The sequence below is a fragment of the Cytobacillus sp. FSL R7-0696 genome (assembly GCF_038006865.1).
Classification (GTDB): Bacteria; Bacillota; Bacilli; order Bacillales; family Cytobacillaceae; genus Cytobacillus; species Cytobacillus kochii.
In genome coordinates, this window is record NZ_JBBOWA010000001.1 from 3569876 (window position 1) to 3585197 (window position 15322).

Genomic DNA, 15322 nt, shown 5'->3' on the forward strand with positions numbered 1-15322 from the left:
CATGCTCGTGTAGAAAATGGACTGGTGAACTGTATAGGTGAATAATGAAAGAAAGGCTGCCAAAAAGAGTAAATCAAGCATTATAAATATTGAGGAATTTAAAGTTTGTTCTAGTATTTTTAATTCTGAATCGATATTAGGTAACTTGGAACGCTTCGCTAACATTCTCATTTTTAATCCATCCTTTGATTACATTTATCCTTTCGTTTGAAGCAAATACAGGTATCCTTAGTAATGCAACTATATGCATAACCACAGTAAATGGTGAAAATGGCAGAAGCCCTTATTCAATAGCTTCATATCGTAACTAATTATGTTAAGATGAAATGGATACGTGTTTATAATCATTGTTTCTAAAACAACAATATATATACAAATTGAACCTGTAAGACGAATGTATTAAAGGGAAGGGATCAGTCAATGAATGTCACTCATAGTCATGTGAAAAATATCCGAATGGCAGTTACATATGAAGGGTATAAAGAAGCATTAAAAACGCCACTAAATGAAAGGCCGATGTATGAGGTGGCCAATCGTACACTTACTTATAATCAAATCTTTCTCCGGTTATTAGGTGTACCATTAGACGAGGATGCCTATTATAATGAACTGTTTGACCTAGCTCATGATCCAACGTTCGATATTTCAGTAATCGGTGAAGACCATTTAGACAAATCGATGAATAATGAACATTTTAAGTCTATTCAAAAGGTTATTAATATCCATAGAGATCAGCAGCTTTCAATTAATCGATTTGTGGCATTTTTAGATGGGGAAGGATTACTACTTCGTTCAGAACTACCAGCTATTCAGCGTAAAATCCGCGAAGCATTAATGGAAACATTACAACTTTTCTCTGATAAAGAGGAAGGTGGGCTTAAGCATAATGATTTGCGTAGAATCTTAACAGATCTTATTAAATGGTCTCATAACCATTTGGGAGAAAGCTTAACCAACGCTGATTTAACAGTAAAGCTCCCGAAATTTATTTGGTATGGACCTTATAAAAAAACGCATGCTTACTTTATTTACTATTTACTTTCGCTCGGTTGTGATGTGATTTACATATCACCTAGTGGAGAAGATGCGTTTGCCTCGTTTCAATTAGATTGGGCAAATACTCCGGTGCATCATTTTCAAAATAAGAATGAGGCTGAACCTTTTCCAACTGAAAAGCGACGAAGAAAATCGACCGTTGCCTATCGTGCATCAAAAGAAATAGAATCAATACTTAATCAAGATGGATCAGGTATTTTTAAGCCATGGCAATTACGAGAATATTTGCCCGCGTCGCTTACGTTGAAAACAACTTATGATGAACTTTTTCTACTTGTTAAAGAAAAGGCGATGATTCGCCCTAATTTTGAAGTGGCAGGCAAGGTTGTGAAAATTCCGCACGTATTTGCAAAAATTCAAGGTGTCAGTAGAGACCGCAAAGAATACTGGGAAAGGCTTCACACACTTGAGGAAAACGATCATAGTTATTTAATCCGCTCTTTTCCTTTTTCAAAAGGGGTGAGCAGCGATTATCGCTACCATTATCGTAATGCACTTGATCAAGACGGATTAGTTGATCCAGATAAAGTGATGAATGCTCATTTTTGGACTTACAAGCATTTACCTAATGGCTTACAGCAAGGGATAGCCTATGCGATAAGAAAAATTTGTGAAAAATCATTATTAAAAAAACAAGCAAATGAATCTGAAGAAGATTTAAAGGTTTATATTTTCGCTCAAAGTATGCAACTCCAAGCTAAGATGCTTCAACTCATTCAACGTTTTGATTATTCACAAGATGTACCTAAGCTTATCTTATATAACAACGAATTAAATGGCTTAATGAGTCGCCATGATGCCGTATTGCTACTTTTAATGAATCAGTTCGGTGTGGATATCACTGTTTATAATCCAGCAGGACATAATGATATTGAGAATTATATTGATGAGCGTTTATATGATGTTCATTGGTTGGAAGATGTCATTTTTGAATTAGAGTATAAAGAACCATCTTTCATAAAATCTGCACTAACTAAAATTTTCAAGAAGTTATAAAGGAGTGAAATAAATGAATTCATCTGGTATGCAAACGAATTTGGATGTCATTTCAACAAACCCAGAAGACAAGTTAACAGAAGCATCTGCAAGTCAAATTAAACTAGCTTTAAGAGAAAATAAAGAGGTTCAACAACTCTCTGCCTCAATAGACGAGCGCGATCAAATTCAAATTTTAGAATTTGGTAAAGAACCAGCTGAGGAAATATCCAAGTTTTCTGATCAAATTCTCGGCAATATGAGAACAACAAAAGTAGAGGATTCCGGAGAATTATTGAAACAGCTAGGAAAAATTATGGATCAGTTTGACCCGAAAGATTTTGAGAAAGAAAAGCCAGGTTTCTTTGATAAACTCTTCAAAAAGGGCGAAAAACTCATTGAAAAGCTGTTTGGAAAATACCAAACAATGGGCAAGGAAATCGATAAAATTTATGTTGAAATCTCTAAATATCAAAATGAAATGGTTGAAGCAACTACTACGTTAGATAGGATGTATGAGGAAAACTATCAATATTACCTTTCACTTGAACAGTATGCTGTTGCTGGTCAGATGAAATCTGATGAACTGAAAGCCAATCAATTGCCACAATTAGAGCAAAAAGCAATTGCAGGTGATCAAATGGCCTCTATGCAATTAGATACTCTAAGAAATGCAGTCGAATTATTAGATCAACGAGTGTATGATTTAGAAATGGCGAAAATGGTTGCATTACAAACGGCACCACAAATCCGCATGCTTCAAAGAGGGAATACGAAATTAATTGGGAAAATTAATTCAGCTTTTGTGACGACGATTCCAATCTTCAAAAATGGTCTTATTCAAGCGATGGCAGCGAAAAGGCAAAAGCTCGTTGCTGATTCGATGAGTGAATTAGATCGCAGAACAAATGAAATGTTAGTTAGAAATGCGCAAAATATATCACAACAAAGTACAGACATTGCAAGACTTGCTGGTGGACCAAGTATTAAGATTGAAACAATTGAACAGTCTTGGGATATCATCATGAAGGGGATGCAAGAAACAAAGTCGATTGAGGAAGAGAATCGCAAATTAAGAGAAGAAGGAACGAAAAAATTAGAACAATTGCAAGATAATTTTCGCAATATGAAGAACAAGAGATAAAAAAACAAAGGGGAGATAAACAATGGCGATTAGTTTACAAAAGGGACAAAGAGTAGATTTAACAAAAGGGAATCCAAGTCTTTCAAAAATACTTGTTGGTTTAGGATGGGATCCAGTAAAGCAAAAAAGTAGTGGTGGACTATTAGCTGGTCTCTTTGGAGGCGGTGGGGGTGTCGATATCGATTGTGACGCTTCGGTTATTTTGCTTGGGGATAACGATAAATTACGTAGCAATAATGATGTCATTTATTTTGGTAATTTAAAAAGTGGTGATGGAAGCATTCAACATACCGGTGATAATTTAACAGGCGATGGAGATGGTGATGATGAACAAATCCTTATCGATTTGAGTCGTATTCCAAGTCATATCCATAAACTTGTATTTGTTGTTAATATTTATGATTGTGTAAAACGAAAACAACATTTTGGTATGATTCAGAATGCTTTTATTCGCATTGTCAATTCAAATAACCATCAAGAGTTAATTCATTTTAACTTAACGGAAAATTATGATGGGAAAACAAGTTTAGTTGCTGGTGAGATTTACCGCCATGGTCAAGACTGGAAATTTGCAGCGGTAGGGAATGGTACGCAAGCTGCTAGCTTAAGCGATATTGTTCGTTCTTATTCATAAGTGTGTGAGATTAAAAGGGCTGATCTTTGATTAGTCCTTTTTATATTTAATGAAAATCTATGATATAATTAATAGACTAGTAATGATACGATTAATGATAGAAAAAGGAGGAACAGCTATGAAAAAGTGGATATTTACAGGCTTATTTTTAGTTGTTTCCTTAACATTAATGGGAAGTTCACAAGCCGATATCGGTGCGATTCAGTTAAAGAACTATCCATATTCTTCAGACCTAAAGCAAGCAGTGGATCTCACATCAGAAGATTTGTTAGGAGAGATTGTCTTATTACCAACAGAATCTTTTGATGAAATAGAAGCAGCGGCCATCATATCCCGCTTGGACCAATTACCGTCTACCTTATTACAAAAAATAGACAATCAAAATATTAAGATTAAGCTTTTTTCAGGCAGGTTGACAGAGAATCCTAGCGTAAGACATCTAACTGGAATGATTCCACGTGGATATACTTCATCAACGACATGGGATCAAGTTCCAGGCATTGGTGGAGGGAAAACAGTGCTTGTAAAAATAGGCTATAGTGACCAAGGGATGGACCATGGCTCCGTTAATTTGGAATTGCATGAGCTGGCACATTCCATTGATCGTTATATCTTTGAGGAAATCCGTTCGAATAGCCAATTTATTCGTATTTGGCAAGAAGAGCAACCACAATTATTTCCAAATGATTCCTATTTCTCTACGTTTTCCGAAGAATATTTTGCTGAGAGTTTTGCCCTTTATTTTTTGAATGTAGAAACGAGAAGTTACTTGTATGAAAATGCGCCAAAAACGTTTTCTTTTATTAGACAAATGGCGGGCCATAATCATTAAGATATAAAGTTTAAGAGGTGAGTATCATGGAGAAACATCCAGAACAGGCATATTTAGACATGCTACAACATATTTTAACAAATGGACAAAAAAAACAAGATCGTACTGGTACTGGAACTTTAAGTGTTTTTGGCTATCAAATGCGTTTCGATTTAAGTCAAGGATTCCCATTATTTACAACAAAGCGTGTACCGTTCCGTTTAATTGCAAGTGAATTACTCTGGTTTATTAAAGGTGATACAAACATTCGCTATTTATTGCAGCATAATAACCATATTTGGGATGAATGGGCATTTAAAAAATGGGTTGAATCAGATGAATATAACGGTCCTGATATGACAGACTTTGGTAGACGTTGTTTAATTGATAGCGAGTTTAATGAAATCTATCAAAAAGAATTACAACAGTTTTGTGAAAGAATCCTTACTAACGATGAGTTTGCAGAAAAATACGGAGATTTAGGAAATGTATATGGAAAGCAATGGAGAAATTGGACTGCTTCAACTGGCGAAGAGCTTGACCAGTTAAAAGATGCGATAGAACAGATAAAAAATAACCCTGACTCAAGACGAATCATTGTGAATGCATGGAATCCTGAAGATGTGATCAATGCAGGTGGAAAAGGAAGCAAAGCCGCATTACCTCCTTGTCATGCCATGTTCCAGTTTTATGTCATAAATGGAAAGTTGAGTTGCCATCTATTACAACGCAGTGGCGATACCTTCTTAGGGATTCCATTTAATGTGGCTTCCTATTCGTTACTCACTCATTTAATTGCTCATGAGTGTGGTTTAGAGGTTGGTGAGTTTGTTCATACAATCAGTGATGCCCATATTTATTCGAATCATCTTGAGCAAGTACAGGAACAATTATCAAGAACACCAAAGGCATTGCCGCAACTACGAATTGATAACAATAAAACCTCGATTTTTGATATAGAAATGGAAGATTTAGCAATTGAGGGCTATGATCCTCATCCAACAATTAAAGCCCCAGTTGCCGTTTAAGTAGAAAAAGCACTCTTCATGGTATGAGTGCTTTTCTTTTGCTGAGAAGCTTTATTATTGGATTTTCTTTTCAAGTGCAGAGAATTATATTAAACTTATAATTAATTGCTAGTGCCGATTGGAGGATATGAAAATGATTTCATTAATTTGGGCAATGAGTGAGAATAGAGTGATAGGAAAAGATAATCAGTTACCGTGGCATTTACCAGGGGACTTGCAGTTTTTTAAAGAGACGACGTTAGGTCACCCTGTTGCGATGGGGAGAAGAACATGGCTCTCACTTGGAAGACCACTACCAGGAAGAGAAAATATTGTCATTACTAGGAATACAGATTTTTCTCCAGAGCAAGCAACAGTATTAAATTCGATTGAACAATTAATTACATACAGTCAAGAAAAACAGCAGGAAGTTTTTGTCATTGGTGGAGCGCAAATTTATCAATCTACTTTACCTTATGCAGATAAGCTCTATATTACTAAAATTCATGCTGAAATCGAGGGTGACACAAGCTTTCCATCATTCGACCTCACTGAATGGAAACAAGTGTCCGTCGAGAAACGAAGCAAAGACGAAAAAAATGCTTACGATTACGAATTTCAAGTGTATGTTAGAAAATAAAATAGACGGCTTCTTTATGGAGTCATTAAAAACACGAAGAGGCTTCGTGTTTTTTTCATGGTCTCCTATGAAGTGTTTGCTCTTTATCTATTTGCCTACCCTAAAACAGGCAGGGAGTAAGAAAATGCATTATGCGACGTAACTATAAACGTTAAGCTATCAATCTTTTATTTTGATTATTTAAGAATGTCCAAAAACAATTATGTGTTATGGGTGGGTACGCCTACAGTTTTCTTTTTTCTGGTGATTCTTGTAAGAAAAAATAATTTGTACCAGTTGTCTCCTTTTTTCTTCTGACTCTTGCACGTAAAATGACATTGCCAATTTGCTCTTATACCATGAATAACGAGAAAATCACACTTGAAAAAGCGTTTATCCAGTTTTTACTTCTAAAAAGGCGTGCAACCCATTATTGGTCGGTAACAATTTTAAGTGTATGTACTCCATGTCTTATGTCCGATTCACTATAATCTCCTCATCAATTTTTTTCTAGGAAGTAAATGATTAAACCTCCATTTATTGGAAATGAAAAATCAGAAATAAAGTAACCGTTTTCATTTTTAAAAAAACATGAATTTTTAAAAAATTGTGCATCAATCTATTATTCTCATGTTATAATGTACAAATTACAAAAGGAAAAGGGATGAGTTGACAAATGGAACAGAGAGCAGTGAAAGAGAAAATGGTGCAATTGGAGGATATCTTGATTGCGTACCAGCACTTAAAGGATATCGTTGCCCATACACCGCTGCAAAAAAATAATCGCTTGTCTGAAAGATATGAGTGCAATGTGTATATTAAACGGGAAGATTTGCAACATGTACGCTCTTTTAAACTAAGAGGTGCCTATTATTCAGTGATGTCATTACCAGAGGAACGTATAAAGAACGGCGTTGTTTGTGCGAGTGCAGGTAATCATGCACAAGGGGTGGCCTATGCTTGCCATCGATTAGGTATTAATGGAAAAATCTTTATGCCGGCAACTACACCTAAACAGAAGGTAAGCCAAGTTGAATTATTCGGCAAAGATTCAATTGAAATTATACTTGTAGGCGATACATTTGATGATTCATTCGCAGAGGCTCAGGCGTGCTGTAATCAGGAAGGTCGCACATTTATTCATCCCTTTGAAGATGAGCATGTGATAGCTGGCCAAGGAACTATTGCTGTTGAAATGCTTCATGATTGCGATGAACCAATTGATTATGTTTTCGCAAGTATTGGCGGGGGCGGATTGATGTCTGGTTTGTCCACGTACATTAAAAGTGTGTCACCTTTAACGAAAATGATTGGTGTCGAGCCTGAAGGAGCTTCTTCGATGAAGGAATCCGTTCAACAAAATCAAGTGGTGGCTCTAGATGAAATTGATAAATTCATCGACGGTGCAGCAGTGAAAAGAGTGGGCGAGATGACATTTGATATTTGTAAACGATATGTAGATGACATTATTAGTGTCCCAGAAGGAAAAGTTTGTACAACAATATTAGAATTATACAATGAGCATGCAATTGTTGCCGAACCAGCAGGAGCATTATCAATTGCAGCTTTAGATTTTTATAAAGAGGAGATTAAAGGAAAGTCAATTGTATGTGTTTTAAGCGGTGGAAATAATGACATTGAAAGAATGCAGGAAATTAAAGAACGATCCTTATTGTACGAAGGATTATTGTATTATTTTATTGTTAATTTTCCACAAAGAGCAGGGGCATTACGAGAGTTTTTAGATGAGGTGCTTGGTCCTACGGATGATATTGTAAGATTTGAATATACAAAGAAGAACAATAAAGGTAGTGGTCCAGCTCTAGTCGGTATTGAGCTAAAGAATCGACGTGATAATCATAGTTTAATCGAGCGCATGAATAGAAAAGGATTCTCTTACCAAGAAATTAACAATGATGAAAATTTGTTTCATCTTTTAGTCTAATGATTGTTAGGAATTAATTGACTTTTCTTTTAAAATAACGCTATAATGGGGATGGCTTGAACAACAGTTTAAGGGGATGTTTTTCATGTTTTCAAACATAGGTTTTCCAGGACTTATTCTTATTCTTGTGCTGGCACTCATCATCTTCGGTCCAAAGAAATTACCCGAAATTGGTCGCGCGCTTGGTGATACATTAAGAGAGTTTAAGAAATCTACGAAAGAATTAGCCAATGACGATGATGCTGAGAGAGAGACAATGAATAAAAAGGCCTAATCGATAGGGCTACATATAGTTATGAAAATGAATAATTGTGAAAATTAGAAACATGTATTAGTCAAGGTAATCAACTACTTTTGACCTAACCACATGTTTCTCGTTTTTTGTGTGGGTTTTCCATTTTGTTCGTCTTAAATAGTGGACAGAAGTGAAGCAAGATTCAACAGGTTAAATGAAAACGAAGCAGGAGTAGGTTATGAAACAAGAAGAATTGAATTATATTGAGCATCTAGAGGAATTAAGAAAGCGGTTAATTCTTTGTATAGTGGCATTTGTATTGTTTTTTATTGTCGGTTTTCTGTTCGTCGATCATATTTACCAATGGTTTGTCCGTGATTTGAAAGAGCAGTTAATTGTACTTGGTCCGAGTGATATCATTTGGGTGTATTTTACGATTGCTTCTGTTATTGCCATAGCTGGGACAATACCAGTTGTAGCATTGCAATTATGGCAATTTGTTAAACCTGGACTTGTGCCTAAAGAGAGAAAAGTTACATTAGCTTACATTCCAGCTCTTTTTGCATTGTTTTTAGTTGGGCTAAGCTTTGGTTATTTTGTCATTATGCCTACATTGTTTAACTTTTTGACGGGGTTAAGTGAAGGTATGATGGAAATGAGTTTTACGGTAGATAAGTATTTTCAGTTTATATTTCATATGACGTTGCCTTTTGGAATACTATTTGAATTGCCAGTTGTGGCGATGTTTTTAACATCCCTCGGGATTATTAACCCATACGTGTTAACAAAAATCAGGAAATATGCTTATTTTGTTCTTGTAGTGATTTCTGTTATTATTTCACCACCTGATTTAATGTCAGATATTATCGTTAGTATTCCGCTTCTTGTCCTATATGAAATCAGTATTACCTTATCAAAAATCGTTTATCGCAGAAAGTTAAAGAAAGAACAATTAGAAGCATTGGAAAGCTCCTCATCATAATTTCATTAAGCGCAAAAAATCTAGAAGAATTATTAAACGAAATGATGTATAATACGATTAAACGGGTGAAAATGAGGATTGATATTTTGATATGTAAAAGCCTAGAGTTCAGAAATGTATTTGGACAGAAGGTGAAGATTACAGAGATTCCTTTAGTGGATAAGGATAGTCCTTGTTTTTTCTTAGTACACATTCGACTACAGCAGTTTGTAACGAAAATTTATCATACGGAACATTGTAAGACAACTGTGTACTCATTTAAAGAGTATTTAAAACGTGTGATGAAGTGGTCAGATGTTGAGATGGTATTTCAAACAAAAGAATTAAAAAGCAATGCATGATAGATCCCGTAAAGGGGTCTTTTTTTAGTGTAGTGAACAAGTTGAGAAAGTTATAAAGAGGGTCCACATAGATATAAAAGCTAATATGCCTTTCAAAATCATGTATTTTTGTTAACATTTATTTTGAAATCTATTGTTTTGTTATTGATTATTTGTCCAGTTTACCTAACTAAAAAAATCATAAAATAGATGTAATAATCTTTTTTATTGTAATTTTGAGAGTATAAAGACGTTTCAACATAAATCTTTTAATCGTAGTGATATACATGTATAATGAAGGTTGAATTGCTATGATAGGACGTGAATGAATGACTAGAATAAAAATTGTAACGGATTCAACTGTTGACTTATCAGCTGAAATGATTACAAAGTTAGATATAGCTGTTGTACCATTAACAATCAATATTAATGGACAATCTTATGAGGACCGTGTCGATATTACGCCCCAAGAATTTCTGGATTTAATGCGACAGTCTGATGAGCTTCCTAAAAGTTCTCAACCTGCAACAGGGACATTTGTAGAATTGTATGATCAACTAAACAAAGATGGTTACGATGAAATTATTTCTATCCATATGACTGGAGGAATGAGTGGGACAGTTGATTCTGCTCGAACGGCCGCAGACATAACAGAGGCCAATGTGACTGTTATTGATTCTCGGTTCATTTCAAAAGCGTTGGCATTTCAAGTCATAGCTGCTGCTGAACTCGCAGATAAGGGAGAAGATTACAAGCGTATTATCCAGAGAATTCAAGAAATTCAAGAAAATACGAAACTTTATGTTGTTGTAGACACTTTGGAAAACCTGATTAAAGGTGGAAGAATAGGCAAAGGAAAAGGTTTAATCGGCTCTCTATTAAATATTAAACCGATTGCTTCTTTAGCAGATGGCGTGTATACACCCATAACAAAGGTACGAAGTCACTCTCAAGTGATAAAGTTTTTATCCAAACAATTAGTAGAAGATGCAAAAGGAAAGACGATTAAAAGTGTAGGAATTACCCATGCGGGTGGGTTAGAATTAGCAAGAAAACTGAAAGAAGTAATCAGTGAATTAACAGGATTTAATCATGTAACAATAGAGGATACAACACCAATTATTAGTACCCATACCGGTGAAGGCGCAATTGGTTTTTGTTATCACATCGAATAACCTTTAAGCAGTAAATGCCTCTTCTATTCGATTATTAGAAGAGGTATTTGCATTATTTTCCTTTGTTCACATAGATGTCATACTTTTTTCTTCATTCAAACAATTTCGTTTGTTACATTAATGTTGAATTGATAAATACATAAAAGCAGGTGACAGTGTTGAAAAAATTAGTCGCGGTTATTGGTCTTTTTACAATTATTCTAGCCGCTTGTGGCCAAAGTGGAATAGAAAATGCACTAAACTATGATGTGGAAGATTTTAATTATACTAATCAAGACAATCAAGCTGTAGGTTTAAGTGATTTAGAAGGGAAAGTTTGGATAGCTGATTTTATTTTTACTAGCTGTGAAACGGTCTGTCCACCAATGACATATAATATGAGTCAATTGCAAGATAAGGTTAAAGAAGAAGGGATTGAAAATGTAGAGTTTGTTTCTTTTAGTGTGGATCCAACTGTGGACAGTCCTGAGGCATTAAAAGATTTTGCGAACAACTATGAAATAGACTTTTCAAACTGGCACTTTTTAACGGGCTATACCCAAGAAGAGATTGAAAGCTTTGCTGTTGATTCTTTCAAGTCATTAGTAAAAAAACCAAAGAATGATGATCAAGTCATTCATCAGACTTCAATTTATTTAGTCGATCAAAATGGTGTGGTTATGAAGGATTATGATGGTGTATCCGATGTTCCTTATGAAGAAATCATTGCCGATATAAAAAAAATACAATAATTTCATTAAACAGATCTTAGAAGCAAGTCCAAGCCTAAAGTGTAAACTCAAAGCTTGTTCTTGCTTCTTTTTTTGTGCTAATATATTTACCTCTTTAAGTATTGCTTTTAACTTTATTTCATAAAATTATCAAGTGAAAAAATGTCTCTTCTGGTCCCATAGATAGTATTTTATTTAAATTATTCTCTTCATTTAAGTTTAATAGTGGTTAAAAGAGTATAATTTAATATTATTAAGTAATCACACTTTTTTATGTGAATACCACAACATGATATAATGAAACATACTTTAATAAAGAGGTGAGAAAGAATTGAAAAGAATATTCACCTTATTACTATCAATCATGGTTCTATTGGCGGGTTGTAATACCAATGCGATGACAAGCGATAATGAGGCCGCTGAAGCAAAACAAATGGAGGATTTAACTAAACAAGATATTCCTGCAGAATTTTTTCCCATCGATTTAAATGTCGTATCAATCGGTGATTCATTGACCCAGGGTGTAGGCGACACGACTGAAAGTGGTGGGTATATACCCTATTTGGAAAAGCTCTTAGAGGAGCATCGGTCGATTAATTATACAAGTTTTATTAATTATGGTGTAAAAGGGAATCGGTCAAACCAATTATTAGAACGGCTTAATATGGACAAAGTAAAAAATGCGGTAACAGAATCGGATCTCGTTATTATTACTATTGGTGGCAATGATATTATGAAGGTAGTCCGATCTAATTTTACCAAATTAAATGTCGCTGCTTTTGAAAAAGAACAAGATGTTTTTGAAGATAATTTAAATACAATTCTACATACCATTCGAGAATATAATCCGAACAGCACAGTTTTATTAGTGGGGTTATATAACCCTTTTTTAGAATGGTTTTCGAGTATTAAAGAGTTAAGTTTGATCATGCGTCAGTGGAATATAGCCAGCCAACAAGTACTAGGTGAGTATGAGAACATGTACTTTGTAAATGTGGATGATATTTTTGAAACGAGTGAAGAAAATCTACTATTCACAGATCATTTCCATCCTAATGATCGAGGATATGAATTAATGGCAGGGAGAATTTATCAAGTTTTAGATCAAATAGGAATTAAGTCTGTCATTGAAAATAAAGAGAATTAAGGGGGAGCTTCATTGAAGGGGAATAAATGGAAAGTGCTTTTCTTAGGGCTACTGGGTATAATCATTCTATTTGCGCTTATTTTATTTATTATGGTTAGTATTCCAGCGAAGGATGACCCTTATGAAAGTGTGCAATTAAATGAGGCGGATTACGCTCCATTTCATATATCAACAAATAAAAATGATTTAAACCTCTTAATTAATCATTACTTAGAGGAAGAAATTTTAGACGGAGGACTGGACTATGAAGTAAGGTTAGATGATGAAGTGAATTTATACGGCACCTTACCGGTATTCAGTCAACAGTTGCGTTTAAGAATGTCTTTTGAACCCTCTGTATTACCAAACGGGGATGTTGTATTGGAACAAAAGGATTTATCCATCGGCCAAATGGATTTACCGATATCCTTCTTACTCAAACTCATTAATAATCATTATAAAACACCAGATTGGGTAGTCATCCAACCAAATGAAGAGAAAATCTATGTAGCGTTAACAGAAATGGATCTAAAAAGTGATATAAAAGTAAAAGTGAATGACTTCAATTTAGAAGAAGATGATATTGACTTTACCTTATTAGTACCGGTAAAGTAAGCATTAACCTGTAGCGAGTACTCTTATTGAGTAATATACCTGCTACAGGTTTTTATATGAACGAATAAGAAAAGTTCTGGCAGTTATTGAATAAGTACCATTAGTTCTAATGGTGGATCTCCTGTCACAGAACCAAAGATATAGATAAGATGTTGCTTTTGAGGCTGTAGGGGAAAGCGAAACGAAGTGAGATAATCTCTATAAGGGTAACCGTAAATACAGCCTTGAAGCATACTAGGCGAAAGATTCACCCATTTACTCGATTGCTTGTATTGTATGAGTGGCAATTCCTCACTTTTAGGGGCTAATATTACCGGTTTGAATGATGGACCATCAGCTACCAGATGAATAAATTTTGCATTGAGTGAATTTGGTATAGCGATACTAGTTGGTATATCAGTATATTTCATGTCATTTGCTTCACCTGAGAGTGCGATATTATGCAATGTTCCGGGGAGGACTTCAATTTTTCTACTAAGTAAAGATGAGACCATGACGTCAGTTGGATAAATATCAATATGGTAACTAGAGGCAGGTAATGCGAGTTTATTAGTCAATTGTTTATAAGAAATTTGTTTGTATATCTTGACACCATTTATAAAGATATCTATCATTTTGCTACTTGAAGAAAGATGAAAGAATTGGATATAGCCTAATGCATCTAAGTTCTGATTCAGTAGTTGATTGGCAGATGACGACATTTTTTGTAAGACCTTTTGCTCTGAAGTTGATTGCTGCATTTTAAATAAGCCAACCTCCTTACTTATGATTTTTCATTATTGTATTCATCGAAATGTTTAATGCGATAAAAAATTATCGCGAAGAGGATTTCGGAGAACATAAGTAGTAATTGAAGGTTGTTTATTTGCATCTACATCCACTTTTCTTTATCTTAGTGTTACAAGCTATTTCTTTAAGAGCTAAGGAAAATAAAAATGAGGTGTGACAAGATGGCGAATAATAATGAGGAAAAAGCGACATTTGCCGGTGGTTGTTTTTGGTGTATGGTCAAACCATTTGATGAGTTACCGGGCATTAAAGCGGTAATATCTGGTTATACCGGCGGTGATAAAGAAAATCCAACTTATGAAGAGGTTTGCTCGGAAACGACTGGTCATTATGAAGCGGTGCAAATCACGTTTGATCCAACGATTTTCCCGTATGAAAGATTACTTGAACTGTATTGGCAACAAATTGATCCAACCGATACTGGTGGTCAATTTTACGATCGAGGCCAATCTTATCAGACGGCTATTTTTTATTATAATGAACAGCAGAAACAATTGGCCGAAGCTTCAAAAGAAAGATTGGAGAAAGAGGGGCCTTTTAAAGATCCAATCGTGACAAAGATATTACCAGCAAAAGCTTTCTATCCTGCAGAAGAGTATCATCAACATTATTATAAGAAAAATCCAACTCATTACCAGGCCTACCATCAAGGCTCAGGTAGAGCAGGATTTATTAAACAAAATTGGGGTGGGAAAAAAGATGAGTGAGAAAAAAGATTTGAAGAATAAATTAAATGAGATGCAATTTTATGTCACACAAAATAATGGTACGGAACCGCCATTTAGAAATGAATACTGGGATGAATTTAGAAAGGGAATATATGTTGACATCGTCTCAGGTAAGGCATTATTTAGTTCAACTGAAAAGTATGATGCAGGCTGTGGTTGGCCAAGTTTTACCAAACCAATAGAAGAGAAAGAAGTATTAGAAAAAGAAGACTACAGTCACAATATGGTTCGAACAGAGGTTCGCAGTAAGGAAGCTGATTCTCACTTAGGTCATGTGTTTAATGATGGGCCAGGTGAAAATGGATTAAGATATTGTATTAATTCGGCCTCTTTAAAATTCATACCCTATGAAGACATGGAGAAAGAAGGCTATGGGCGTTATCTGAAATTATTTGCTGAAGATGCTTAATATAAGTGTATTTAGACCAAGGAGGATTCACTTTAGTTGAAT

The 15322-nt window shown here is 34.9% G+C and carries 17 protein-coding genes; 16 read left to right on the forward strand and 1 reads right to left on the reverse strand.

Annotation, left to right across the window (positions count from 1 at the left end):
- The first annotated feature begins 420 nt into the window (after window positions 1–420).
- The 14 genes from MKX29_RS18450 (at window position 421) to MKX29_RS18515 (ending at window position 13354) form a co-directional block, all read left to right on the forward strand.
- On the forward strand, window positions 421–2052 hold the full coding sequence (locus tag MKX29_RS18450) for a YceG family protein (RefSeq protein WP_341106972.1): 1632 nt from the start codon (window positions 421–423) through the stop codon (window positions 2050–2052).
- Between the two features lie 28 nt (window positions 2053–2080).
- On the forward strand, window positions 2081–3175 hold the full coding sequence (locus MKX29_RS18455) for a toxic anion resistance protein (protein WP_370873270.1): 1095 nt from the start codon (window positions 2081–2083) through the stop codon (window positions 3173–3175).
- Between the two features lie 22 nt (window positions 3176–3197).
- Window positions 3198–3809 (forward strand): TerD family protein, encoded by a 612-nt coding sequence (locus MKX29_RS18460; protein ID WP_341106976.1) that lies wholly within the window; start codon window positions 3198–3200, stop codon window positions 3807–3809.
- 118 nt (window positions 3810–3927) lie between these two features.
- Window positions 3928–4641, forward strand: a complete 714-nt coding sequence (locus MKX29_RS18465; protein WP_224937530.1) for an anthrax toxin lethal factor-related metalloendopeptidase — start codon at window positions 3928–3930, stop codon at window positions 4639–4641.
- Between the two features lie 26 nt (window positions 4642–4667).
- Entirely contained in the window at window positions 4668–5648 is a 981-nt protein-coding gene (locus tag MKX29_RS18470; protein WP_224937531.1) for a thymidylate synthase, read from the forward strand.
- 133 nt (window positions 5649–5781) lie between these two features.
- Window positions 5782–6267 carry a dihydrofolate reductase gene (locus MKX29_RS18475; RefSeq protein ID WP_095372864.1) on the forward strand — a complete coding sequence of 162 codons (486 nt, stop codon included), beginning with the start codon at window positions 5782–5784 and terminating at the stop codon, window positions 6265–6267.
- A gap of 655 nt (window positions 6268–6922) precedes the next feature.
- The gene (gene ilvA / locus MKX29_RS18480; protein ID WP_224937532.1) at window positions 6923–8191 is read left to right on the forward strand and encodes a threonine ammonia-lyase IlvA; all 1269 of its coding nucleotides are present in this window, start codon (window positions 6923–6925) and stop codon (window positions 8189–8191) included.
- Between the two features lie 85 nt (window positions 8192–8276).
- Window positions 8277–8465 (forward strand): twin-arginine translocase TatA/TatE family subunit, encoded by a 189-nt coding sequence (locus tag MKX29_RS18485; RefSeq protein ID WP_095372866.1) that lies wholly within the window; start codon window positions 8277–8279, stop codon window positions 8463–8465.
- 199 nt (window positions 8466–8664) lie between these two features.
- Window positions 8665–9408: a twin-arginine translocase subunit TatC gene (gene tatC / locus MKX29_RS18490; protein ID WP_224937533.1), complete on the forward strand. Its 744-nt coding sequence runs from the start codon at window positions 8665–8667 to the stop codon at window positions 9406–9408.
- A gap of 86 nt (window positions 9409–9494) precedes the next feature.
- A complete protein-coding gene (locus MKX29_RS18495; RefSeq protein ID WP_095372867.1) occupies window positions 9495–9749 on the forward strand; it encodes a DUF2535 family protein in 255 nt (84 codons plus the stop codon).
- Between the two features lie 308 nt (window positions 9750–10057).
- Entirely contained in the window at window positions 10058–10903 is an 846-nt protein-coding gene (locus tag MKX29_RS18500; protein WP_224937534.1) for a DegV family protein, read from the forward strand.
- Between the two features lie 155 nt (window positions 10904–11058).
- Complete coding sequence (locus tag MKX29_RS18505) at window positions 11059–11634, forward strand: SCO family protein (protein WP_289434019.1); 576 nt, start codon at window positions 11059–11061, stop codon at window positions 11632–11634.
- Between the two features lie 310 nt (window positions 11635–11944).
- Complete coding sequence (locus tag MKX29_RS18510; RefSeq protein WP_281202359.1) at window positions 11945–12760, forward strand: SGNH/GDSL hydrolase family protein; 816 nt, start codon at window positions 11945–11947, stop codon at window positions 12758–12760.
- 12 nt (window positions 12761–12772) lie between these two features.
- A complete protein-coding gene (locus MKX29_RS18515; protein ID WP_251161860.1) occupies window positions 12773–13354 on the forward strand; it encodes a YpmS family protein in 582 nt (193 codons plus the stop codon).
- A gap of 83 nt (window positions 13355–13437) precedes the next feature.
- Here MKX29_RS18515 and MKX29_RS18520 read toward each other — a convergent pair whose 3' ends face one another.
- Entirely contained in the window at window positions 13438–14094 is a 657-nt protein-coding gene (locus tag MKX29_RS18520) for a DUF4397 domain-containing protein (protein WP_341106984.1), read from the reverse strand.
- A gap of 210 nt (window positions 14095–14304) precedes the next feature.
- On the opposite strand from MKX29_RS18520, the gene msrA reads away from it, so the two are divergent.
- Window positions 14305–14850 (forward strand): peptide-methionine (S)-S-oxide reductase MsrA, encoded by a 546-nt coding sequence (gene msrA / locus MKX29_RS18525; RefSeq protein ID WP_224937539.1) that lies wholly within the window; start codon window positions 14305–14307, stop codon window positions 14848–14850.
- A complete protein-coding gene (msrB, locus tag MKX29_RS18530; protein WP_251161857.1) occupies window positions 14843–15280 on the forward strand; it encodes a peptide-methionine (R)-S-oxide reductase MsrB in 438 nt (145 codons plus the stop codon). Before msrA ends, msrB begins: the two co-directional genes overlap by 8 nt.
- The last annotated feature ends 42 nt before the right edge of the window (window positions 15281–15322 follow it).

Coding starts and splice junctions, on each gene's coding strand:
- MKX29_RS18450 (WP_341106972.1), top strand. CDS start 421: ATGAATGTCACTCATAGTCATGTGAAAAATATCCGAATGGCAGTTACA.
- MKX29_RS18455 (WP_370873270.1), top strand. CDS start 2,081: ATGCAAACGAATTTGGATGTCATTTCAACAAACCCAGAAGACAAGTTA.
- MKX29_RS18460 (WP_341106976.1), top strand. CDS start 3,198: ATGGCGATTAGTTTACAAAAGGGACAAAGAGTAGATTTAACAAAAGGG.
- MKX29_RS18465 (WP_224937530.1), top strand. CDS start 3,928: ATGAAAAAGTGGATATTTACAGGCTTATTTTTAGTTGTTTCCTTAACA.
- MKX29_RS18470 (WP_224937531.1), top strand. CDS start 4,668: ATGGAGAAACATCCAGAACAGGCATATTTAGACATGCTACAACATATT.
- MKX29_RS18475 (WP_095372864.1), top strand. CDS start 5,782: ATGATTTCATTAATTTGGGCAATGAGTGAGAATAGAGTGATAGGAAAA.
- ilvA (WP_224937532.1), top strand. CDS start 6,923: ATGGAACAGAGAGCAGTGAAAGAGAAAATGGTGCAATTGGAGGATATC.
- MKX29_RS18485 (WP_095372866.1), top strand. CDS start 8,277: ATGTTTTCAAACATAGGTTTTCCAGGACTTATTCTTATTCTTGTGCTG.
- tatC (WP_224937533.1), top strand. CDS start 8,665: ATGAAACAAGAAGAATTGAATTATATTGAGCATCTAGAGGAATTAAGA.
- MKX29_RS18500 (WP_224937534.1), top strand. CDS start 10,058: ATGACTAGAATAAAAATTGTAACGGATTCAACTGTTGACTTATCAGCT.
- MKX29_RS18520 (WP_341106984.1), bottom strand. CDS start 14,094: ATGCAGCAATCAACTTCAGAGCAAAAGGTCTTACAAAAAATGTCGTCA.
- msrA (WP_224937539.1), top strand. CDS start 14,305: ATGGCGAATAATAATGAGGAAAAAGCGACATTTGCCGGTGGTTGTTTT.
- msrB (WP_251161857.1), top strand. CDS start 14,843: ATGAGTGAGAAAAAAGATTTGAAGAATAAATTAAATGAGATGCAATTT.